Source organism: Caballeronia grimmiae (assembly GCF_022879615.1).
GTDB classification, from domain to species: Bacteria; Pseudomonadota; Gammaproteobacteria; order Burkholderiales; family Burkholderiaceae; genus Caballeronia; species Caballeronia grimmiae.
Map to the genome: position 1 here is coordinate 503,188 of NZ_CP084274.1, position 23,182 is coordinate 526,369.

Here is a 23,182-nt window from a genome sequence, read left to right on the forward strand (position 1 = left end):
CGCTCTGACTCTTCGCGAGTCGGAGCGTTTTTTTATGCGTGCGTGAATCGCGGTGCTTTATCGCTTCGTTACTTCGCCGGGATCAGATACTTGGGCAGCGCCCCCAGTTTCCACTGGAAGCCTTCCTTGACCGTCAGCGTCGACGTCGCCCCTTGCCAGTCGATCTGCTTGTACGTGCCCGGCGGAACCGGCACTGACGTCGGCACCGGGTCCGCGTCCACATCGCTTCGCCAGCCGACGATCACGCGGTCATCGCCGCCATACTGGAAGACCTTCGTATCGCCGTTATCGACGAGCGCGCGGTCCCATGCACGCGAGCCGATGTTGCGCATGAGCGTCGTCACGGCGACGTACGCGGGCTTCGGCGTGAGATCGAGCCGCACGAGGCCGAAGTTCGCTTCCTTGTCGGCCGGCTTTACACCGTCGTCGACGAAGTCGTACCACATGACGGTTTCCACCGCGTTGAAACGCCGCGAGAGCAGGAACGTGCGGGCCGCGTAGGCGGCCTGCTTCTGCTCCGAGAGACCCGCTGCCGCCGGGCTCGACGGCCAGCCGATCTCGGTGATGTACACCTTGAGCCGCCCGATGTCCGGCCGCGGATGGGACTTCGTCATGTCACGGAGATGCGGCCATACCGTCGGCACGTTCACGCGCGGCAGCGGCGATCCTTGCGCGCTGTAGCCGTGATCGGGATCGTAGGGCGACATGTACGGATGGATACTGAAACCGTCCTGATACTCGAGCGCACCGGCTTTGACGATCTGCGCGATGCAGTCGCCACCCGGCCCGCCGCCCGCGCCGCCTCCGCCGCATGACACGACGTTTGCATCGGGGCTGACCTTCTTGATCGCGGTGTAAACAGGCTTCAGCAGCGCAACGTAGTTGTCGTAGCCGATGCGCGAAAACGCGGGCTCGTTCCAGATTTCCCACGTCTTCACGTCGTCGCCATAGAAGCCGACGACCTTCTGCGCATAGCGCACGAAAAGATCGCGCTCCTGATCCGTTCGCGGAAAGCCTTGCGGTCCCCTGAAGAGAGCAGGGTAGGCGCGAGCGTTGCCGTAATCGAGCACGATCAGCGGCTTGATGTTCATCTTCGCCGCCTGACGCACGTATCCGCCGTAGTCGTTTTCGTTGCGCCCGAACTGAAACTTGCCCGGCGTCTTCTCGACTTCGCTCCAGTACAGTTCGTCGCGTATCCAGGTGAAGCCCGCGCGCTTGATGAGTGAAAGCACCGTCGCCGGGTTGCCCTTGCGCTGGCCGAAATGCGTGGCGACGCCCGCGTCCTTGAAGGTGCCGTTGCCCGATGCAAGCGCGGCGAGACTCACCTTGACCGATTCGCCTTCCCCGCCGCTCGCGGATACGAGTTTCGCATCGAGAACATACAGGCCGGGACCGGGCAAGGACACGTTCACCGCCACTTGCGCGCCCCCTTTGCTATTCGATGCCGACGCGCGGTAAGTATCGACTGGCGTCTGTGAAAGCTCGGCGTTGTCGTCATAGCGATACAGCGTCGCGACGACCTGCGCACCTTCCGATGCGCTTCCCGGCGCGAGCTTGAACGTGATGCGCTTGCTGCCGGCATCGTCGCTAATGAGCGTGCCAGGGGCATTCGATACGGTCAACGCGCTGGCGGCGAACGCATCGCTGGTGAAGGCGAGTCCTGCGAACTGCGCCGCGAGCATCAGCGTGGCCGATGCAATGAGGCGCGGACGAATCGATCGGGTGTAAACGGAGCGGGCGTGACGCGGGCCGCGCGACACGGCCCGCATCGTGCGAGGCACTTGCATTGAAACTCCTTCGGACTGCGTACCTGTGGATGGTTCGGCGGGTCATTCGCCTTCTACGACACGCATCGCGCGCGCGCGAGGCGTGCGCGGCGGCGAAAAGCGCCGCGCACGCGTGATTGCGCTGCGCGGTCCCTTGTGCCATGCCGCGAGCCGTTGCTCCGCGATATAGGCCTGGAAACGCGGCCAGTACAGAAGCAGGTAGCCGAGCGGCACGAACGACGTGACCGTCGTGATGCTGACGGTCGACGATATCAGCAGGAACAGCAACAGAACGAAGCCATCCGATGCGGTGAACGCCACCACGCCGAACAACAGAAGCGCGCTGAAGAGACCCATGTCCGCGACGGACGCCGGCAGACCCGCGAACGGCACGCCCGCCACCATCATGTCCGCTTCGATGAGGCGGATATAAGGCAGATAGCGGTAGTGCTTGAGAATCTCAGGGGCGCTAATGCCGGAAATGAGATCTTCGAGCTTGGCTTCGACCATGAACGGATAGCCGCCGAAGCGATGCCCGAACGTCTCCGAACCGAAGAAGTTGTGGTTCCCCATGAAGACCGACAGCGCCGTGATCGAGACTGCAAACGCGCAGAACACGACGAGCGGATGCGCTGCGCGCAGCGGCTTGCGGAAAGGGTAGAGCGCAGCGAACAAAAACAACAGCATCGAGGACTTCGAGAAGCTGATGATCAGGCCGAACACGTAGAGCGCCACCACCCGCTTGTCGATGCGCTCGCTCGTCGCGAGATAGACGACCAGCGATGCAACCAGCAGCGACGAGAAGAAACCCGCTTCACGCGACAAGCCGGAGACGCGCGCAAAGTAGAACACTTCGAAGAAGTTCGTATAGGCGGCTGTCGCATACGAACCCCAGATCATCTGTCCGAGCGCGCGCGGACCCAGCGCCATCGCGAGATCGCGGTTCACGTAGTACAGCACGAACTGCAGCGCGGCGAACCCGATGTTGATCAGCATCCACACGTGCAGATAGAAGATGCGCCGCTGCTTCGAGTACAGCAGATAGCCGATGCATATCGCGAGCGAAATCACGCGCACGGCCACCGTCGGCGATCCGATGAGACTGACCGCAACCGCGACCGCGAGCGGCCCGCTCCAGCGACGCACGGTGCTCGTCAGAAAACGCGTGAAACCGGGATCGAAGAACGGAATGAAAAGATAGAAGTAAACCGTGAAGCCCCCCACCTGCGGATTGAGAATCACGCAGGTAAAGAACATGTAGAACAACATCGAGATGGTGCGTGCGTACATGGGTCTCTCCGGACGCTAGCGTCCATCGACTCGAATTGTTATGACGCCTTTGGCGGGACCGCGCGCCGGTGAATCGGCGGCGTTCCGGCAGTCTTGTCCAAAGGTGACGATGAGCTTAGTCCTCTTCCGTCGTCACGTTGGACATGTAGGCGCTCGCGTACGCATACGTGCGTTTCTCGCTGCGGCGCTTGGGAACCGCATTGAAGATCACGCCCGCGATACGTGCGCCCGTCAAATCGAGGCGCTTGATGGCTTCCTGCAACTCGCCTTCGCTTTGGGCGCTCGGCCGCACGACGACCACCGACGACCCCGCGTTCGCGGCGATCAGGTTGGCGTCGCTGACAGCGAGCACGGCGGGCGTATCGATGATGACGAGGTCGTAACGCTGTTGCAGCAGATCGAGGATCAAAGGCAGACGCGGCGTCGACAGCATCTTCGACGGGTTCGCCGGGAAGCGGCCCGAGGTCATCAGCGAGAGACCCGGCACATCCGTTTGGCGAATCGCCTGATCGATCTGGATCTTGCTCGCGAGCACTTCCGCGAAGCCGTTGCCGCCGTGTTGCCCGAAGATCGAAGCGATGCGGCCGCGTCGCATGTCGCCGTCGATCAGCAGCACGTTCTTGCCGGTTTGCGCATGAAGCACGGCGAGGTTCGACGCGACGAAGGTCTTGCCGGTGCCCGGTGTAGCGCCCACCACGGCGAGCACGTTGTTCGGCGCCGGGCCGATATCCAGCATCAGCGATGCATGCACCGCGCGCAACGCTTCAACGGCCATGTCGCGATCGCCGAGCGCGGAGAGCGGGTGATGACCCACGTCATCGGAGGAAAGTCCTTGCGCATCGCGCTCGTCGCTCAATACGCGGCGCGACGGGTCGCTCGTCAAGGCACCCGGCCGGCTCTTGCCAGGCAGAAGCGATGCCTTCGAAGGACGATCGAGACGCGCCTGAATCGGGCTGAAGCTGACCGCGCCGAACACCGGCAGGCTCAGGCGGCTTTCGACCGAGTGCGGGCTCTTCACGCTGCGCGAGAGTTGATCGCGGAAGAACACGAACAGAATACTTAGGACTACACCTGCAGCCGCGCCGCCAGCGATGACGAGCGGACGCTTCGGCTTCGACGGGTCCGTCGGATAGATCGCCGAGTCGATCAGATGCACGTTGCCGATGGTGCCGGCGCGCGTGACTGCAAGCTCGCTCGCTTTCTGGCGCATCGCGACATAGATGTCTTCCGCGACCTTCGAATCGCGCGTCAGGTCCATCAGCTTGCGTTCGGAGCCCGGCAACTGGCCGAAGCGCTGATCGAACGCCTGCTTTTGCGCCCTGAGCGTGGCGAGTTGCTCGTCGATCGTGCGCACTTCACGCGTGTTCGGTGCAAAACGGGCCGCCGTCTGCGTGCGCTGCATCTGCAGCGAAGCGATTTGCCGTTCGATGTCGAGGCTGCCTTGCAGGTACGAGGTCGCTTCCGTTCCCGGCTGCATCGAGTTGGACGAGCGGCGATAGTTGGTCAACTCGCTCTCGGCGCGTTGCAGCTCGCGCTCGAGCCGCGGCAGTTCGCCCAGTATGAAGTTGCGCGTGACGCTCGCTTCTTCGCGATGCTGATCGACATGCGCCGCAATATACGTCTGTGCGATCGCATTCGTGATTTCCTGCGCGAGACGGGGATCTTCGTTCTCATACAGCACTTGAACGACGCCCGAGTCCTTCGTCGATTCCATCACCTTCAGGTTCTTGGCGAAACGCGTCACAGCCTGATATTCGCTGAAGCGCGTGACGTTGAACTCAGTGCCGGGACGAGCGACGAGTTTGTCAATCATCACCGAGATGCCGTCGGCGTTCACTGCGCGGCCTACGGTGCCGTGCAGGATGGAATTGCCGTCGGGATCGACCAGCTCGTATGCGCCTTGCGGCAGCACGCGCAGCATGAGCTTTCTGTTTTCGAGGCGCGGGGGCACGTCGAGCTGGCTGACGTTCACTTCTTCGCCGCCCCATGCAAACGAACTGAAACCAAGCACGGGCGCAGAAGGCTGGCCAGGCGTAGCCAACAGTTCCGAGACGCGGCCGGCGAGCGGCATCTCGCGCGGCGCAACCAGCACGTCCTGGTGATACTTCTTGATGACCGGCAGAAGCACCGCGCGGCTTTGAATGATCTGAATCTCGGCGTCGGTCGGCAGCGTCGACGGAACGACCTGCTGCTGGCCTTGCGTGTTGTTCACGCCAAGCGCATTGGGGTTCGGATAGTCCACCTTGATGAGCGCATCCGATGCGAACATCGGTGTGGCGAGGTAGGCGTAAGCCGTCGCCAGCGCCGTGATGCCGATGATGATCGACACCACGAGCCAAGCGTTATCGACGATGAGCTTCCAGAAGTCGCTCGCGGAGAACCCGTCGTCTCGGCTGCGCACAGGGACTGGATCGATCCCAAGAACTGGTGTGTTCATTAGAGAGTTTCCTTATGGATTCGAATGTCGGTCCAAAAAACCAGCGGCGTGCGGTGCAAGGAATACCGATCCCGCAATCGCACGGCTAGTAAAAAATTCCAACGTTTGCTAAAGAAGGAGATGTTTGGGACGTCGAAACACCGGACGGAACCCCCGAAAAAGACAAAACTCGGGAAAACGCGTAGCCGTCGCAATACTGCTTACCTTCAAGCCTCGTCAAATTAAGGTACGTGCGCTAACGCACACTCCGAATAAAGGGACGTAGCACAGGCAATAAGTAATAGTTGGTTGCATTGTTGCCCTTGACGCGCCCGCTCTTTTAATCCAAGTGCCAATGTTGCATTGAACAAGAAAAGCGAACGTGTAATCTCAACGGGCCGTTTGTAGAATCTGCATGAGTTTCTTTGCGGCGCCGTCCCAGCGAAATTGCGCTGCATGGGCGAGCCCCGCGCGGCGATGCTGCTCGCGAAGCACGTCGTTCGTCGCCATCAATTCGATCTTCGCCGCGATGTCTTCGACCGACGTCGCATCGCAATACATAGCCGCGTCGCCGCATACCTCGGGCAACGAGGCTTCCTTCGACACGATCACCGGACAACCGCAATACATCGCTTCCAGCGGCGGCAATCCGTAGCCTTCGTAGAGAGAAGCAAATACCAGGCACGCCGCGCTGCTATACAACGCCTTCAGTTCACCATCGCTGACGAAGCCCGCCCAGATCACCCGGTCGGAGTACGACTGCGGAGTGGAATCGCTATTGGCGAACACACGCGGATTCGCGCCGCCGGCAATGACGAACTTGAAGTCCTTGTCGAGATGACCAAGCAGCTTCGTGGCGGCCAGCACGCGTTGCAGGTTCTTGCGCGGATCGAGACTGCCGACGAGGATGCAGTACTTGTCCTTGCTCAGTGAGAGTTTCTCAAGAATCGATGGCTCTGCCGTGACACGGTCCATGTGATCGGCGCCGGGCCTGATGACTTCGACACGCGATTCATCGAGGCGCAGGTGATGGCAGATGCGCTCTCGCGAGAACCGCGACACCGTCAGTATCAGGTTTGCTTGTCGGCGAAGAACAGAAAATCTAAGCCGATACCACATCACGAACTTCTTCGAAAACCCATGCGGCACGTCGTAGACGGCCATGTCGTGGATCATCAGCAGATGGCGGCGCTTGAACAGCGGACCGGTATTGCAGAGACTGATCAGCGTGTCCTGCCGCGATTCGAGCGGCAGCGTGATCTGCTCCCAAAGATTTCCTTTGAGATTGCGCGCGATGTGCGTAGTGCGCGCGGCCAACCCGAGATCGGTTGCGTCGGGAGGCACCAGCACGGGGAGTTCGGTCGGCGATGACGCGCGTGACTGCATGGCGCGCGTCAATTCATACGCCACGCGTTGCACGCCGGTAATGCGCTGTGAGGCGAACTTGCCGTTGATTGCAAAGCCCATCGAGTGTCCTTGGTTTTTTGCGAATGCCAATGCTGCCTATGACGCGGACGCCGGCCCTCGCATCGACAGGCGTGCGCCAACACGCAGACGAACGAAGGAGCCTTTCTATCAGACAAGAATTGATTTGTCATTCGCATTCAGTGCGCTTGTGTGCGGTAGCGGACGCCTGAGGATCGTTTCTTCGAATCCGTGAACCTATTTGAACGATGTCAGTCACTTACTGCTTGTGACCAGCTTCGAGGACAGCAGTTCTCTCCCGGACGACCGATCGTTTTTATTCATATCGGTGGCAATGCGCTTCATTGCCGAAGTTCAGCACTTCGCTTAGAGTGTCGACTTTGCAGCGCGCCATTAAGGGCGATTGCTCTCGTCAATGCGGGCGCCTGAAGCTCGTCTTCGCATCGAGCCGGCGCGCACTTGCGCGTCTTGGCATCAAGCGTGCTAGTTGTCGATGCCGCGTCGTTACCCTCGGATCAGGCGTGCGAATGTTGTCGTCGCACGGAGAGTCGCGAGCGCCGTGCCGTGCCTTCTCCGGAACGACACATATGAACGTATGGAACAAGCAATGTCATTCGTCACGCGTGTGAACTCGTTCGTCGGGCTCATCGCACGCGCACTCGAAATCGTCCGGGTAATGGGCCTCTTTTTCCTGGCGACTCTGTCGATGTGGCTCTTCGAGACCGCAGAGAGGATGTGGAGTCGGGTGAAAGGTAGTCGTCAGTAATTCAGGCGGCGTCGCACTGCGTCTTCTGTTCGCCGCAAGCGGCGCTGTCGTTGCAACTCAATACACCGTTGACAGTCTTCCAATCCGGAAGCGTCCATGTATCAGGAGAGACTGTGAAAGTTGCCATTGTCCACGACTGGCTCGTGGTGACCGGCGGAGCCGAGAAGGTATTGCAGCAGATCATCGACTGCTACCCCAACGCCGACATCTTTACCCTCGTCGACTTTCTGGAAGACCGGACCTGCCTCAGGAATCGTCCGGTCAAAACGTCTTTCATTCAGAAGCTGCCTTCAGCCAAGAAGCGCTATAGAAGCTACTTGCCGCTGATGCCGCTGGCCATCGAGCAGTTCGATCTTTCCGGCTATGACCTCGTGATATCGAGCTCGTATGCAGTCGCGAAGGGCGTCATCACCGGACCGGATCAGTTGCATATCAGCTATATGCACTCGCCGATTCGCTATGCGTGGGACTTGCAGCATCAGTACCTGACCGAAGCAGGGCTCTCGAAGGGCTTCAAATCATTGCTCGCGCGGGGCCTGCTGCACTACATTCGCGGCTGGGATGCACGCTCGACGAACGGTGTCGATCACCTGATCGCGAATTCGCATTTCATTGCACGGCGCATCAAGAAAGCATATCGCCGTGACGCGACGGTCATTTATCCGCCGGTCGATGTCAGCGCATTTGCGATGCGGCCGCAGAAGGAAGACTTCTATGTGACCGCGTCGCGCATGGTCCCGTACAAGCGCATCGACATGATCGTGAAGGCGTTCTCGATGACGCCCGAGCGGCGTCTCGTCGTGATCGGCGACGGTCCGGACATGCACAAGGTCCGCGCGGCCGCGGGCCCGAACATAACGATTCTCGGCTATCAGTCGTTTGAAGTCTTGCGCGATCATCTTCAGCGTGCGCGCGCCTTCGTCTATGCAGCCGAGGAAGACTTCGGCATTTCGATCATCGAGGCGCAGGCATGCGGCACACCTGTCATCACCTATGGCAGGGGCGGTGCGCTGGAAACGGTGATCGGCATCCCGCGCGAGCGGCCCACGGGCGTGTTCTTCAAGGAACAGACGCCGGCATCGCTGAATGAGGCGGTCACGCGCTTCGAGCGCAATCTGCACGCGTTCGATCCGCGCGTGTGCCGAGAGAATGCCGAGCGCTTTTCCACCGAGATCTTCAAGGCGTCGCTCACTTCGTTCATCGAAATGCGCTATGCGCGTTTCCAGGCGGAAGCGGCGGTCGACCGGCGGCCCGTGCATGGTGACGTTGCGGTGCATGAGGCTGCGGTCGCATCGGTCGAGCCTCTGGAGTAAAGGCGTTCGGTCGAGGCTGATCGACTAGCTGGCAGTCTTTGCCGTATCGATGAGTGACGTGGCGGCGACAGGCCTGAAGCCTGTCGCTATCGCAGCAAGCGCCGCGCCGACAGTACGCGCCGCCACGGGCACCTGAACAGTCGACGCAGATCGCGCCGTCTCGGAGCGTTCCCGCGCGGTGACGGGCGTGGGTCCGTAGAAGGACAAAAACGGGCCTGCGTTGGCTCTCGCGCGAAGATACATGCGCGACTTCTCGGTCAGAGCAATCAGCATCCTCTGGTCAATCACGCTCTCATGGCGTCGAAGCACATCGAGCGCATTGGACGCAACGGTCAGTGATTGCGCGAGCACGGGCAGCGCGCGCCCGATGCCCACATCCAGCAGGCGAAGGACGCGCGAAAGATCGGAGGGGCTATCCGCAAGCTCACGGTTCGCTAACAGGATGGCCGCGTCGGCCGATCCCCGCGCGCTCTGAAAAAGCCCCACTGCATCCGCAAGCGTGAATCTGTCTCGTGCGCGGAGCCGGATGGCCGCATGGGCCAGCGCGCACCCAATCAGCGGATCGTCGCGCACGCTGTTCCAGTCGAATCCATTAGTCAGTTCTTCGGCAAGGCGTGGCGCTTGCACCATCTCGTCCATTGCCAGAAGAGACAGCAATGCGTTGCGAGGCCCTTCCGAGACACGCGAAACAACGATGTTCAACGGGTAGTCGTCTGCCTGAGCGTTCAAGCCCGGCGTCAGCAGCACCTTCACGTGACCGGTCGGAAGCGATACGAAACACGCGGGAAGTTCGGGTCCGCCGATCTGCAACAGTGAAGGCTCGCCTGTGATCAATTCGAACTGCTTTGCATAGTCATTCGATCGATGCTCCGTGCTTACGAGCTCGACCGGCCGCCATGCACCAAAGCGCTGCGTCCAGAGTCTTCCCCAAACCTGATATGCACGCGTCCTACTGAAGGAGAAGCGCGATGCTTCCGCCAGATCGACATGCGCGGCCGCCCACGTGAGCCAGTCGGGGACATCGTCAGGTACGAGGTCGATCGTATGTTGAGCGAAACGTCCGATGAACGGAATGCGGCGTGTGATGTTCGGGCCGTTCATCGTCGCCACCTTGACGACCACTGCCGATAAACCGCTGTGACCGGATCGTCCGACGCTTTCCGCTTGTCTTCTTGTCATGCCCGCGTCGTCCGGCAGTTCCACTGTGGTTGCGTGTCGCGTCGAGATGATGACCCGTTCGACAGCCGACCCCAGTTCGCTCTTGACCTCCGCAGGCAAGGCGACGTCTTCCTTATCGTCATCACTCAACGACGCGAGACTGAGGATAACGACTCGGCTCATGACATGAGGCTCTTCTGAAAGGGAAGGAGCATAGTAGTTCAAATTAAACGCTTTTACTATGAGCAAAGTCGCTTGCACGTATGCGGTGCAAGACGCTGAACTGGCAACGCTACTTCTTCAGAACGTCCGGGCTCGGTGCGGAGGCAGGATCGAATGTGTCCGCCGGCGGAGCAGGAAGCGTCATCACACGTTGTGCCTGTGCATCGAATACTTCCCTCGAAAAGCGGCGGCGAAACTCTTGCGCAATCGACGCGACCGGTACTTCGCGCGCCGCAAAGATGCGCTCGACGAATGCGTTGTGATCGCCGGGCGGAAAGAGCAGTGCGTTCGGCAAGTACGCATCCAGTCCCGAAACGCGCGACACGACAATCGGACGCTCCGCCAGTATCGACTCGATCATGACGAGCGGCACGCCTTCAAATGCAGAGGGAAGCACGAGCGTATCGGTTGCGACGATATAGGGAAGCACGTCGGTCTTGCGCCCTAATATACGCACGCATTCCGACAACACGGGGCTTGCTTCCACCATTGCCGCCAGACGCGCGGAATCCGGTCCTTCGCCAATGATGATCACGATGGTGCGTTGAAACGCAGCGGCATGACGTTCGATCGATTCGAGCAGGAAGTCGTGCCGCTTGTGCTCGAAGTCGACGCGTCCGATATGAGCGATGATCCTCGTGCCGTCATCGGGCAAGCCGAGCTTCGCACGCGCCTCGGATCGAGTCAGCGTCGAATGGCCGAAGCGCGGATCGACGTAGTTCTCGAGGATCATCGTGCGCGCGTGTGGTGCGAGCAGACGCAGCTTGGCGCGCAGATGCTCGTTCAAGGTGACGTACTCATTGGGCATGCGGTACACGCCGCGCTTCGCGAGCCACTTCACTTTATCGATGAAACGAGTGCTCTTGGGACTGTCATCGACGAGCGGCAGATAGCTCACGCTTCGCGTCCCCGACAGGCGCGCGGCAAAAAGACCCGCGAGGCCGGAGACGATGGTGCCCTGGGCGATCAGCAGTTTATGCAGGCGAAAGTCGCGCAAGATGGCCGCTGTCGATCGCGACATGCGAAGCATTGCCCAAAGATTGCCGCGAATGGACTCTGCGGTATAGGGAAGGGCAATCGTCTGTACTTTGCGGTGGTCGCGTGCAAGGTCGACCACGTAGCGAAAGAGCGCTGCATTGTCTCTCGGCACGAAGATGTGCAACGCATCGATCTCCGCGCTTTGTACGAGCGCAAGCATGAAGCGCTTGAGCATCTCTTCGTGCCCGCCGTTTATGCCCGAGTCGCAATAGATTCCGACCTTCACGACATTCTCCCTTTGTGCGCGCCTTGATGCGCGTCTTCACGGCCTGTCTGTCGTTGTGGATGAACTCGTCTGTGCATGAAGACCTTAATGACCGCTTGCTGTCGATGTCCGGGAAACATCATTGACCGACGCCTCTGAAGCTTAGGCAAGAAAAAATAGAAATATTAGAGCGTAATGGTTTCAAAAAGGTCTCGCGTGGCCACTCGCGATCTTGCACGTGCATCGAAACCAGGAAAAGCGTGCTGCAAGAGCATTATTGGGGCCACCTATGCACGCGGCGATGCCATTCCCACAATCGACACGTCGTATCAAAGCAACGCACGTGTGTTCAGCTTACAGTCTTCCTGCGTCGAACGCTTGCACGATCGTTCGCAGGGCTATCGATTGTACCGGCCGGGAGCGTTTTTTTGGCTATCTAACGGTGCATCGGTGTGCTAACGTCGAACGAAACATCAAACGCAGCCGTTAACAAAACAGTTGAAGCGGTCCCGCCGCTGCGCCTCGACCACGAGCGCGGCTTGTAAAAGGTGAGAATAGTGCTGCCGGGCTTTCGCGCTCCAACGGGTATGACCATGGATCAGCAGGAAGAGTTGCGGTCGCTTTACTCCGTGATCTGCCCGCGTTGCCAGAGCGTCTCGCAGGCAGGCGATATCGCATGTCCATACTGCGGGGCCGATCGACACGGAGCCGTGCTCACAAGAGCCGACGAACCACTCGTGTCCCCGGAACGCATCGCAAAGGCGGTCATGCCCTCTTTCGAGGCAATCGGCGATAGGCACAATATGGCGGCGCTCCCGCCGGTTGGCGCCACTGCGACCACAAGAGATCGTGCTGCTGTCCTGGCGGTGATCCTGTGCATCATGGTCAGCGCTTATGGATTAGTGCGCGCGTTTTCACAACATGGCGTGCATGGGACAAGAGACGATGGCGTGAGTGCTACAGGAGCCGTATGGCCGGTCTCTTCAGTGAAAAACGCAGCGCGCGCCAATGACAGTGACGCGGCGCAAGCGTTTCAGCGCGATCGAACAAGCTCGATTCCGCGGGACCGCTCGCAGCCAAATCAAGGATCGCCGCAGTCAGTAGCGTTTAACGTGCCCGCTCCATGGGGAGCCCCGGCGTGCACCGTTGACGGCGCGGCGGCGTTCGGGATTGGACTGTTCTGGTGCGGCTCGCGATCAACGCAGGGCGTGCCCCGCGCTATGGATGCAGTGAAGTCGGCTCAAGCGTCCGAAGGTGAGCGTTCAGCAAAGGCGTTACCCTCGACCAAGACGGGACGAGACACATCGCGTATTTACGCGGGTACTAAAGACAAACGAAGCTCGACGCAGCACGTAGGGCGATACGTCGCTTTCTCAAAGCCGCACACGTGTTCGCACAGGAGAGGGGACGTTTGTGGTGGCAAGGATCGGCCCCGCAAGACACAACAGCGAACGGTGGCCTGGAATCACGCGCTATCGTCAGACGTAAAGACGGGAAGCGTTGAATACTCTCGTGACCCTGTCATCGTCCCGTCAATGACCAAGCCGGCGATGACATCAACGGGCAGCTCGACGCCCAGTCCCGACTCACCTGCTGTCACCGGGAGGGCACAAAACAGTGCATCGGCTCAAGGCGCGCATGCGGGTGCGCCGAACCGGGGTCGAGGTGAAGCGCATTGACGCATCGGGTCGTGCGCTTGGACGTTCATCAATCAGGATGACGAACCGAGAGCTAGGGCACTCTCTTCCTTGAGTATTTGCCGGCCGCGAAACCCAGTATTAACCCTATCAGCAGAAGCACGACGCCTAGGCCGCTTAGTGATAGAACCTCGATTCTATCGAATGTGAAGCGTGGCGATACGACTGCGGCGAACTCGCGTGTATCGATTTGCGTCATAGTGGGAATTTCAGCGACACCATAGACGCATATTTCGCCGGTAGGCAGCGAGCAGAAGCGGTCAGCGGGGCATTGCTTGAGGATCTTTTGCGGCGCGCCGTCGCCGCATGCCGCGCCGGCGCCTTTCAAGACCCGAAGCGTCACGTCCGGGTATTTGGTGATCTGTTCCGGCATGAGATAGCCGCCTTCGTCGAACGAACACGGACCATCACCAATACGCGTTCAACGCGAAGGCTGCAAGCGGACGTCTCTTTTATGCCGCGAGCGCCTCGTCGATTTCGTCGATATCTGCGATCGCTTTCCCAGCCGCCGCATGCTCGCCAATCAACGCATACACCGTTTCGCCCGGCACCGTCTCCGATTCGAGCAACTGATTGGCAATCGCGCGCAATACCGGCTCATTCGCCTTCAGCAGCGCGAAGCACGCGTCGTTCAGATCGTGCAGAAGTTCGTTCGCATGCTCGATCGCCGACTTGAGCTGCAACCCCGCGACTTGCTGGGGCAGTGCGGCAAGACTGAACAGATTTCCGTCCGTGTTGAAGCCGAACTTCGACACCATATCGAGTCCGATTCGCGACGCCTCCTGCAAATCTTGAGCCGCACCGCTCGATGCTTCATTGAACATAAGCAGTTCCGCATTGCGCCCGCCGAGAAGCACTTGAATCTCATTGCGTAACTCTGTCTCGCGATAAAGATGCTTGTCCTGCTTCTTTGTGATGAGCGCCACGCCCAACGCGCCGCCGCGCGGCAAGATTGTGACTTCTTCTAGCACGCCCGTATCCAGCAATGCCGCGACGAGGCCGTGACCGGCTTCGTGAATGGCAATACGCGTGCGTTCATCGTCGGACAGGGCGCGCTCGGCGCCGTTGATATCGCCGATGCGCGCAATCTTGATCGCTTCGACGAAATGCTCCGCAGCCACTTCCTTCTCGCTTGCCTTGCGCGCGACGAGTCCTGCCTGATTGACGATCATCGCGAGCGTGGCCGGTGACAGACCCGTCGTAAGGCGCGCGAGCTGGGTGAAGTCGATATCGCTGGCCTTCGTTTTCAGGTTCGCCGCGTAAAACCGCAAGATCCTTTCACGGTCCTCGATATCCGGCAGACGCACTTGAATTGTTCTGTCGAAGCGGCCCGGGCGCCGCAGCGCTTCGTCGAGATTATCCGGATGATTCGTCGCCGCAACGATAATCACGCCTTCGTTCGAAGCGAATCCATCCATCTCCGCAAGCAATTGGTTGATGATGCGATTGCTTTCGGCTTCGACCGGCCCGCCGCCGGTATCCGTGCGCTTGCCCAAGCCGTCCGCTTCGTCGATGAAGATCACGGTCGGCGCGTTCTTGCGCGCCAGCTCGAACAAATGCTTGACCTTCTGAATGCCGACGCCGTAATACTTCGCGCTGAAATAGCTGCCTGTAATCGCGATGAAGTTCGCGCCGCACTCGCCCGCGAGGGCTTGCGCGAGGCGCGTCTTGCCGACACCGGGGCCGCCGGTCATCAGGATGCCGCACGGCGCACGCACGCCCATGCCGGTGAATTGCGCGGGTTCCGTGAGCCACGCGCGCACGTCGGCGAGCGCGGCCTTCGCTTCGCCCGCGCCGATGACATCGTCGAAGCGCATCGTCGGGGACTTCGCAAGCAATTGCGCACCGCCGCGCATTTCACGTCGCATGAACCACACGAGGCCGCCGACCATCAGCACCGGCAGCAGCACGCTCAATACATCGCGCAGACGATCGAAGTTGTCAGCCCAGCGCGCCATGCCGGTCTGCACGTTTGCGTCCGGCAGCCAGACGAGTTGATAAGGGGCCTTCGCACCTGATTTCAGATCGCCGATCAACAGCGCGTTCGAGAACGAACTGTTATGGTCGGCGACATAGTATTTTTCGCCGCGCTGGGTCGACACGAGAATGGCGTCGCGACTCACGCCAATGGCAGTGACTTCGTTGGCGCGAATATCGGCCATCCACTGCGACACGTCTTTCTCGCGATGCGTCCAGGGCGTCGCATCCGCGCGCATCTCGCTCGCCACGCCCGGCAGCGCCAGGGATTCATGCTGCGGTACGGCCGCATTGTGACGCCAGATGAAAACAGTCGCGGCGGTAGCCACTGCAGCGACGGTCAAGCCATAAACGAACAAGCGGCCAAAGCGTGACCGCAAAAGATTCCTTACCGGTTTCATCTGGCAAATCCTGGACGGGTCGCAAAGGCGGCCCTTGATTTATGTCGGAGCGCTGGGCGTCCGGGTGTGTCGAAATACTTCGGTGGTGGGATGCCCGCCGTATTCGGCTTGACGATTGACCTTGAACCGCGAGGGAGAAAGTTTCTCAGTGCACTGCCTTTTTAACGGCAGATGGCGCGCGTACTTGACCCAATTCCGAGCGGTAAAACCTACTCAAAACTCACTGCGGTCGCGCGAGTTAGCACCGTGTAGTCGAGAATAACACAGCATTTAAAGGCGTTCCACGCGGTAATAAATGCTGCTGCACCGGTGCGTTTTCCGCTGCTTTGATATGACCAAACACGGCGCGTCTCCGCGATTTCCCTATGTTACGATCGTAACAACTCTGCGTTAGACTGCGCTCAACTTATCAAAAACGTATTGCGCGCCGCCCAGCGTGTAATCAGACGATCTCATGGTGGAAACAGCTTCGAAGTCCGTCGTAGCCTGGCCCGGCAGAGCGCAGTCTCACGCCAGCGCGCGCAATTCGGGCGTGCCTCTCGATCTCTCGTGGCTCGACGGCCTCCGCGTGAATCAGGCAGCCGTATCGCGAAGAGCGTCAGCGCTCGGCGCGCGTCGTTCCGTGAAGAAAGACGCCCAAGCAGCGTGGCTGCTGAAGGCGATTACCTGCATCGACCTGACCACGCTAAGCGGTGACGATACTGCTGCGCGCGTCGAACGCCTTTGCGCCAAAGCGCGCCGTCCTGTGCGCGACGACTTGCTGGATGCGCTCGGCATGTCCGCTCACTCCATCACGACCGGCGCGGTCTGCGTCTATCACCGCTTCGTCAAGACGGCCGTCGATGCGCTCGAAGGCAGTGGCATTCCGGTGGCGGCCGTATCGACGGGCTTTCCCGCCGGACTGAATCCGCACGCGCTAAAGCTCAAGGAAATCGAGGCATCCGTCGCGGATGGCGCCAGTGAAATCGACATCGTCGTTACCCGCGAGCATGTGCTGACCGGAAACTGGCAAGCGCTTTATAGCGAAATGCGCGACTTCCGCGCGGCTTGCGGCGATGCGCATGTCAAAGCGATTCTCGCAACGGGCGACATTCGCACGCTATCCAATATCGCGAAGGCGTCGATGATCTGCATGATGGCCGGCGCGGACTTCATCAAAACGTCAACCGGCAAGGAAGGCGTCAACGCCACGCTCGACGTGTCGCTCGTCATGGTGCGCATGATTCGCGAGTACCTCGCGCGTACCGGCGTTGAAGTCGGTTTCAAGCCGGCGGGCGGTGTTTCGATAGCCAAGTCAGTGCTTCAGTACCAGATCCTCATGAAGGAAGAACTGGGGCGCGCCTGGCTCGAGCCTGACCTGTTTCGCGTTGGCGCTTCGAGCCTGCTTGCCGATATCGAGCGGCAACTCGAACATCATGTAAGCGGGCGCTATTCGGCGTTCAATCGTCATCCGGTCGCTTGAATCAAGCACTCAAACAGAAAGCCTCATGAGCGTAGCCGATTACTTTTCTTCGATGGAATACGGACCCGCACCGGAAGACGACCGCGCCGCGCGCGCATGGCTCGACGAACACGCCGGCCGTTTCGGTCACTTCATCAACGGCGCATGGCGCGATGGAACCGACGACGAGCGCTTCGATTCCCGCGAACCGGCGACGGGCCGCGTACTCGCATCGATTGCGCAAGGCGCCAGCGCCGACGTCGATGCGGCCGTAGAAGCCGCGCACGGTGCGCTCGAGTCGTGGCAGGGCATCGGCGGAGGCGGGCGCGCACGGCATCTCTATGCGTTGTCGCGCATGGTCCAAAGACATAGCCGGCTCTTTGCCGTGCTCGAATCGCTGGACAACGGCAAGCCGATCCGCGAGTCGCGCGATATCGATATCCCCCTTGTTTCAAGGCACTTTCTGCATCACGCGGGATGGGCGCAGTTGCAGGATCGCGAGTTCCCGGATTGGGCCCCGCTCGGTGTGATAGGCCAAATCGTGCCCTGGAATTTTCCGTTGCTGATGCTTGCATGGAAGATCGCGCCTGCACTTGCGCTCGGCAATTGCGTCGTGCTCAAGCCTGCGGAATATACGTCGCTGACCGCGTTGCTGTTTGCCGAACTGGCGCACCGCGCGGGCTTGCCCAAAGGCGTGCTCAACGTCGTGACGGGCGATGGTCGAACGGGCGCGGCGCTCGTCGAACATCCTCGCGTTGCGAAGATCGCATTCACGGGCTCGACGGAAGTGGGCCGGCATATCCGCGCAACGACCGCGGGATCGGGAAAGTCACTCACGCTCGAATTGGGCGGTAAGTCGCCGTTCATCGTATTCGACGATGCCGATCTCGACTCCGCCGTCGAAGGCGTGGTCGATGCGATCTGGTTCAATCAAGGACAGGTTTGCTGCGCGGGCTCGCGTCTGCTCGTTCAGGAGGGCATAGAGGCGCGTTTCATCGACAAGCTCAAGCGCCGCATGGATACGCTGCGCGTGGGAACTTCGCTCGACAAGGGCGTCGACATGAGCGCGATTGTCGATGACGTGCAGCTCGAACGCATCCGTGCGCTGGTTGCCAGGGGCCAAAGCGAAGGCTGTGCGATCCATCAGCCGTCACGTCTTGCATTGCCCGAAGGCGGCGCATTCTTTCCGCCGACGCTGGTCACGAATGTTGCTCCCGCTTCGACGCTCGCCCAGGAAGAGATATTCGGACCCGTGCTCGTCACGATGAGCTTTCGCACGCCGGAAGAAGCGGTCGCGCTTGCGAACAACACGCGCTATGGGCTTGCGGCGAGCGTATGGAGTGAGAATATCAGCCGCGCACTGGATGTCGCGCCACGCCTGCAATGCGGTGTCGTCTGGATCAATGCGACGAATCTGTTCGATGCAGCCGTAGGCTTCGGCGGCTATCGCGAGTCGGGTTTCGGGCGCGAGGGCGGACGCGAGGGCATTCACGAATATCTGAAGCCGCGCGCATGGACCAAGCTGCCGGTACGCGACGAAACGAAAGCGCTTCCCGCGCAAACCGGCTCGACTGGCGACACCGGCAGCGTGAGTGCAATCGACCGCACGGCCAAGCTTTATATCGGCGGCAAGCAGACGCGTCCCGACAGTGGCTATTCGCGGTTGGTGCGCGCACCGTCGGGCGCGATCGTCGGAGAAGTCAGCGAAGGAAGTCGCAAGGATATTCGCGATGCGGTGAGTGCAGCGCGAGGCATGACGAAGTGGTCAACGTCGACTGCGCACAATCGCGCACAGGTGCTCTATTACCTTGCAGAGAATTTGAGCGCACGTGCCGACGAATTCACTCGGCAACTGCTTTCGCGCGCCGGTTTGAATGAGCGTGACGCCAAACGCGAAGTAGAAGCATCGATCGCGCGCTTCTTCACGTATGCTGCATGGGCCGACAAGTTCGATGGCGCGGTGCATGCGCCGCCGCTACACGGCGTCGCGCTGGCAATGCATGAGCCGATGGGTGTGATTGGTATCGTGTGCCCCGATGAAGCGCCTTTGCTTGGCTTCGTTTCGCTGATCGCACCTGCGCTTGCGCTGGGCAATCGTGTCGTCGTGGTGCCGAGTGAGACCTGTCCGCTCATGGCGACGGATTTTTATCAGGTCGCGGAAACGTCGGACGTGCCGGGCGGAGCCCTCAACATCGTCACAGGCGATGCGAAGACACTGGCGCAGACGCTTGCGAAGCACGACGATGTCGATGCGCTCTGGTGCTTTCATGGCGCGGCGCTGTCGGCGATGGTCGAGCGTGAGTCGGTCGGCAATCTGAAGCGGACCTTCGTCGATCAGGGTCGCGCCTTCGACTGGCACGATGCGTCGAGCGAAGGCTTGCCCTTCATGCGCCAGGCGATACAAGTCAAGAACATCTGGGTGCCTTATGGCGATTGATTGAGGCATTAGTCGAGAGAGTTCATTGGGCGCAGATTTCAGACGAAACACGCCTGTGCATGGAGGAGACACTGTGCTGAAGAACATTGATCTGCTGTTGAACGCCGACATCCTTTACGCGCTTGCCGCGATGGGTCATGGCGATGAAGTCGTGATTTGCGACGCCAATTTCCCGGCGGATTCCGTCGCGCGTCAAACGGTGCTTGGAAAGCTGTTGCGTGTCGATGGCGCAAATGCACCGCGCGTCGTTCGCGCAGTGCTGTCGGTATTACCGTTGGACACTTTTGTCGACGATCCCGCAGGCCGCATGGAAGTCGTCGGCGATTCATCCGCGTTGCCCGCCGTGCAGAAGGAAGCGCAACGCGAAGTGAACGAGGCCGAAGGACGCGCGCTGGACTTTGCACCTATCGAACGCTTCGCTTTCTATGAGCGTGCAAAGAGAGCCTATTGCGTCATTGCGACGGGCGAAGCGCGCGGCTACGGCTGCTTCATCTTCAAGAAGGGCGTGCAACTCGCGCCCGATGCACCGCAAGGGGATGCGCGATGAGCGGCAGCGTCGTCATTCTCGGCATCTACGTCACCGACCTCGCGTTTCGTGCGCAACGCATGCCTTTGCTCGGCGAGACGGTGACAGGGTCCGCGTTTGCAATGGGGCCGGGCGGCAAGGGCTCGAATCAGGCCGTTGCAGCCGCACGCGCAGGCGCGGACGTGATCTTTTGCACGCGCATCGGCAACGATGCGTTCGGCAAGATCGCGCAAGCGACGTGGGCTGCGGAAGGCATTACGTCGCGCGCCACTGTGATCGACGAGGCGGCCACCGGAGCCGCGCATATCTATGTCGATGAGAACACGGGCGGCAACGCGATCATCGTTGCGTCGGGCGCGGCAGGCACGCTGGGTCCTCAGGATGTCGACGCAATCGAAGCGGACATCGCGCGTGCGGCCGTATTCGTCACGCAACTCGAACAGCCCATTCCGGCTGCGCGACGCGGGCTCGAACTCGCAAGAAAGCATGGCGTGACGACGGTGTTCAATCCCGCGCCCGCCCTGCCGCTCTCTGACGATATCTATCCGCTCTGCGACTACATCACGCCGAATGAAACGGAAGCGGCCGCATTGACCGGCATCGCCGTTTCATCAGTCGATGATGCACGACGCGCGGCGGCCATTATATTGAGCAAAGGCGCTCGCGCCGCGATCATCACGCTGGGCGAAGCGGGTGCGCTTCTGCACACGGCGAGCGAATCGGTGCTCGTGCCGGCCTTCGATTGCGGGCGTGTCGTTGAAACGGCAGGTGCAGGCGATGGCTTCACCGGCGGCTTCGCAGCGGCGCTCGCACGCGGCGATAGTCCGATCGACGCGGTGCGATTCGGCTGCGCGCTCGCGAGCATATCGGTGACGCGGGCGGGCACCGCGCCTTCCATGCCGCGCCTCGAAGAAATCAATGCGTTGCTCGCCGAAAGGAGCGTTGTGCAATGAAGGCGTCGAAGTGGCTCGCTGACCGGCAGTTCAATTTCCTCGTCGGCGTGAACCTGCTTGTCATCGTCATCGCGACGTGGCTGTCGCATGGGCAGTTTCTCGACATCGACAATTTGCAGTCGATGGGCGGCCAGTTGCCTGAACTCGGCTTGCTCGCGCTGGGCATCATGCTTTCGATGGTGTCGGGAAATGGCGGCATCGATCTGTCGGGTGTCGGGCTTGCGAATCTCTCAGGCATGGTGGCCGCGTTGCTGTTGCCGAAAATGGTTTCCGCCGACGATTCTCCCGCGCTCTATACCGCGGTGTTCATAGGCGTCGTCGTGACGATGGGCCTCTTCGGCGGCCTGCTCAACGGTGTCGTCATTGCGAAGCTCAGACTCACGCCCATTCTTTGCACGCTCGGCACGCAGTTGCTCTTCACGGGGATTGCGGTGGTGTTGAGCAACGGGGCATCGGTGCGCGTGGAATATGTCGATGCGTTATCGAATATCGGCAATGGCGTCTTCTTGCTCGTGCCTATTTCGTTGTGGATCTTCATCGCAGCGGTTATTTTGCTCGGCTGGATTCTGAAGCGCACGCCGTTCGGTTTGCGCCTGTACCTGATGGGCACGAATCCGAAAGCGGCTTTCTATGCCGGCATTCCGCGCGCGCGGATGCTGATTCTCACGTATGGCATGTGCGGCGTGCTTGCATCGCTAGCGGGTCTCATCAGTGCAACGCATACGTCCAGCGCGAAATGGGACTACGGCAATTCATATCTTCTGATTGCCATTCTGATCGCGGTCATGGGCGGCGTGAATCCGGCGGGCGGCTATGGCCGCATCGTCTGCGTATTTCTCGCAGCAACCGTGCTGCAATTCCTGTCGAGCCTGTTCAATCTGCTCGGCGTCTCGCAGTTCTTTGGCGATTGCGCCTGGGGTTTTCTGTTGCTGGCGTCGCTTGCTTTTGCGGGTGGCGAACGCGTTCGCGCGATCTTCGGCATCGGCGGCGCCGCGCCTACCACGAAGGTTCCGCCGCCGCCTGCATCGACGGGACGCTGATACTTGCCGTGTGATTGCTTCAAAAGACCAATCGAGATCTATTCGAAACATAAAGGAGACAGCGCAATGAAGCTCAAAAAATTCGGCACGGCTCTTACGGCGATCGCGCTTGCCGCAGGGGCCATCGCAGCCGCGCAGGCCGCGACCAACGAAACCATCGTGACCGTCGTCAAGGTGACGGGCATCAACTGGTTCAATCGCATGGATGACGGCGTGAAAGAGTTCGGCAAGGAAAACCCGAACATCAGCGTCTATCAGACGGGCCCCGGTCGTGCGGATGCCGCGCAGCAACTCAAGATCATCGAAGACCTGATCGCGAAGAAAGTGACTGCAATTGCAGTCGTTCCTTATGATCCGCCGACGCTCGAGCCTGCATTGAAGAAGGCGATGGATCGCGGCATCAAGGTCGTCACGCATGAAGCGGACAACGCCAAGAACACGATGGTCGATATCGAAGCATTCGACAACACCGCCTATGGCGCAGGCCTGAACGAGCGGCTCGCGAAGTGCATGGGGCAGCAAGGCAAATGGGCGGTGCTGGTCGGCTCGCTCGGAAGCCGCTCGCAAGTGCAATGGGCGGACGGCGGCATCGGCAATGCCAAGGCCAAGTATCCCAAGATGGATCTCGTCGAGCCGAAGCTCGAAACCAATAACGACGGTGAGCGCGCGTATCAGGTCGCCAAGGAAGTGTTGCGCAAGCACCCTGATCTGACTGGTTTCCAGGGCTCGTCGTCGCTGGACGTGATCGGCATCGGCCGCGCGGTGGAAGAGGCGGGCAAGGTCGGCAAGATCTGTGTCTATGGAACCGGCTTGCCGACCGAAGCAGGCAAGTTTCTCGAAAGCGGCGCAATCAATGGCATCGCGTTCTGGGACCCGAAGCTCGCGGGCATCGCGATGAACAAGGTCGCGCAAATGCTCGTCGATGGCAAGTCGGTGCAGAACGGCGCTGACCTTGGCGTGCCCGGCTACAACAAAGTCACCGTCAGCAAGGGACCGGGTAAAGGCGTGATCGTGCGCGGCACCGGCTGGGTGGATGTCGACAAGACGAACTACAAACAATATCCGTTCTGATGTGATGCTTGCGGCGCGTGTATGTCACTCACGCGCCGCG

The 23,182-nt window shown here is 60.3% G+C and carries 15 protein-coding genes; 7 read left to right on the plus strand and 8 right to left on the minus strand.

What is annotated here, in order from left to right; translation table 11 throughout:
* Positions 1 to 68 precede the first annotated feature (68 nt).
* From LDZ21_RS25625 to LDZ21_RS25640, 4 genes are all read right to left on the minus strand, one after another.
* On the minus strand, positions 69 to 1,787 hold the full coding sequence (locus tag LDZ21_RS25625; protein ID WP_244796921.1) for a cellulase family glycosylhydrolase: 1,719 nt from the start codon (positions 1,785 to 1,787) through the stop codon (positions 69 to 71).
* Between the two features lie 42 nt (positions 1,788 to 1,829).
* Positions 1,830 to 3,056 carry a hypothetical protein gene (locus LDZ21_RS25630; RefSeq protein ID WP_244796922.1) on the minus strand — a complete coding sequence of 409 codons (1,227 nt, stop codon included), beginning with the start codon at positions 3,054 to 3,056 and terminating at the stop codon, positions 1,830 to 1,832.
* A gap of 115 nt (positions 3,057 to 3,171) precedes the next feature.
* Positions 3,172 to 5,493: a polysaccharide biosynthesis tyrosine autokinase gene (locus LDZ21_RS25635; protein WP_244796923.1), complete on the minus strand. Its 2,322-nt coding sequence runs from the start codon at positions 5,491 to 5,493 to the stop codon at positions 3,172 to 3,174.
* A 369-nt stretch (positions 5,494 to 5,862) separates the two neighbouring features.
* Positions 5,863 to 6,939 (minus strand): glycosyltransferase family 4 protein, encoded by a 1,077-nt coding sequence (locus LDZ21_RS25640; RefSeq protein ID WP_244796924.1) that lies wholly within the window; start codon positions 6,937 to 6,939, stop codon positions 5,863 to 5,865.
* 837 nt (positions 6,940 to 7,776) lie between these two features.
* Here LDZ21_RS25640 and LDZ21_RS25645 point away from each other — a divergent pair.
* On the plus strand, positions 7,777 to 8,976 hold the full coding sequence (locus LDZ21_RS25645) for a glycosyltransferase family 4 protein (protein ID WP_244796925.1): 1,200 nt from the start codon (positions 7,777 to 7,779) through the stop codon (positions 8,974 to 8,976).
* A gap of 24 nt (positions 8,977 to 9,000) precedes the next feature.
* On the opposite strand, the gene LDZ21_RS25650 is transcribed toward LDZ21_RS25645, so the two are convergent.
* The 4 genes from LDZ21_RS25650 to LDZ21_RS25665 form a co-directional block, all read right to left on the minus strand.
* Positions 9,001 to 10,395, minus strand: a complete 1,395-nt coding sequence (locus tag LDZ21_RS25650; RefSeq protein ID WP_244796926.1) for a hypothetical protein — start codon at positions 10,393 to 10,395, stop codon at positions 9,001 to 9,003.
* 31 nt (positions 10,396 to 10,426) lie between these two features.
* A complete protein-coding gene (locus tag LDZ21_RS25655; protein WP_244796927.1) occupies positions 10,427 to 11,620 on the minus strand; it encodes a glycosyltransferase in 1,194 nt (397 codons plus the stop codon).
* Positions 11,621 to 13,330: 1,710 nt separating this feature from the next.
* Positions 13,331 to 13,669 carry a hypothetical protein gene (locus LDZ21_RS25660; RefSeq protein ID WP_244796928.1) on the minus strand — a complete coding sequence of 113 codons (339 nt, stop codon included), beginning with the start codon at positions 13,667 to 13,669 and terminating at the stop codon, positions 13,331 to 13,333.
* A gap of 79 nt (positions 13,670 to 13,748) precedes the next feature.
* Positions 13,749 to 15,674: an AAA family ATPase gene (locus tag LDZ21_RS25665; protein WP_244796929.1), complete on the minus strand. Its 1,926-nt coding sequence runs from the start codon at positions 15,672 to 15,674 to the stop codon at positions 13,749 to 13,751.
* A 454-nt stretch (positions 15,675 to 16,128) separates the two neighbouring features.
* On the opposite strand from LDZ21_RS25665, the gene deoC reads away from it, so the two are divergent.
* The 6 genes from deoC (at position 16,129) to LDZ21_RS25695 (ending at position 23,142) form a co-directional block, all read left to right on the plus strand.
* A complete protein-coding gene (gene deoC, locus LDZ21_RS25670) occupies positions 16,129 to 17,136 on the plus strand; it encodes a deoxyribose-phosphate aldolase (protein ID WP_244796930.1) in 1,008 nt (335 codons plus the stop codon).
* Between the two features lie 25 nt (positions 17,137 to 17,161).
* Complete coding sequence (locus tag LDZ21_RS25675; RefSeq protein ID WP_244796931.1) at positions 17,162 to 19,552, plus strand: aldehyde dehydrogenase family protein; 2,391 nt, start codon at positions 17,162 to 17,164, stop codon at positions 19,550 to 19,552.
* Between the two features lie 73 nt (positions 19,553 to 19,625).
* Positions 19,626 to 20,099, plus strand: coding sequence for an RbsD/FucU family protein (locus LDZ21_RS25680; protein ID WP_244796932.1), 474 nt, complete (start codon positions 19,626 to 19,628; stop codon positions 20,097 to 20,099).
* Complete coding sequence (rbsK, locus tag LDZ21_RS25685; RefSeq protein ID WP_244796933.1) at positions 20,096 to 21,031, plus strand: ribokinase; 936 nt, start codon at positions 20,096 to 20,098, stop codon at positions 21,029 to 21,031. Before LDZ21_RS25680 ends, rbsK begins: the two co-directional genes overlap by 4 nt.
* On the plus strand, positions 21,028 to 22,071 hold the full coding sequence (locus LDZ21_RS25690; RefSeq protein ID WP_244796934.1) for an ABC transporter permease: 1,044 nt from the start codon (positions 21,028 to 21,030) through the stop codon (positions 22,069 to 22,071). The genes rbsK and LDZ21_RS25690 overlap by 4 nt, the downstream gene beginning before the upstream one ends.
* 66 nt (positions 22,072 to 22,137) lie before the next feature.
* A complete protein-coding gene (locus LDZ21_RS25695) occupies positions 22,138 to 23,142 on the plus strand; it encodes an autoinducer 2 ABC transporter substrate-binding protein (protein WP_244796935.1) in 1,005 nt (334 codons plus the stop codon).
* Positions 23,143 to 23,182: the final 40 nt, after the last annotated feature.

Bases quoted from the DNA above. Each gene is read 5' to 3' on its own strand.
- LDZ21_RS25695 (WP_244796935.1), top strand. From the start codon at position 22,138: ATGAAGCTCAAAAAATTCGGCACGGCTCTTACGGCGATCGCGCTTGCC.
- LDZ21_RS25665 (WP_244796929.1), bottom strand. From the start codon at position 15,674: ATGAAACCGGTAAGGAATCTTTTGCGGTCACGCTTTGGCCGCTTGTTC.
- LDZ21_RS25630 (WP_244796922.1), bottom strand. From the start codon at position 3,056: ATGTACGCACGCACCATCTCGATGTTGTTCTACATGTTCTTTACCTGC.
- LDZ21_RS25635 (WP_244796923.1), bottom strand. From the start codon at position 5,493: ATGAACACACCAGTTCTTGGGATCGATCCAGTCCCTGTGCGCAGCCGA.
- rbsK (WP_244796933.1), top strand. From the start codon at position 20,096: ATGAGCGGCAGCGTCGTCATTCTCGGCATCTACGTCACCGACCTCGCG.
- LDZ21_RS25625 (WP_244796921.1), bottom strand. From the start codon at position 1,787: ATGCAAGTGCCTCGCACGATGCGGGCCGTGTCGCGCGGCCCGCGTCAC.
- LDZ21_RS25690 (WP_244796934.1), top strand. From the start codon at position 21,028: ATGAAGGCGTCGAAGTGGCTCGCTGACCGGCAGTTCAATTTCCTCGTC.
- LDZ21_RS25675 (WP_244796931.1), top strand. From the start codon at position 17,162: ATGAGCGTAGCCGATTACTTTTCTTCGATGGAATACGGACCCGCACCG.
- deoC (WP_244796930.1), top strand. From the start codon at position 16,129: ATGGTGGAAACAGCTTCGAAGTCCGTCGTAGCCTGGCCCGGCAGAGCG.
- LDZ21_RS25640 (WP_244796924.1), bottom strand. From the start codon at position 6,939: ATGGGCTTTGCAATCAACGGCAAGTTCGCCTCACAGCGCATTACCGGC.
- LDZ21_RS25660 (WP_244796928.1), bottom strand. From the start codon at position 13,669: ATGCCGGAACAGATCACCAAATACCCGGACGTGACGCTTCGGGTCTTG.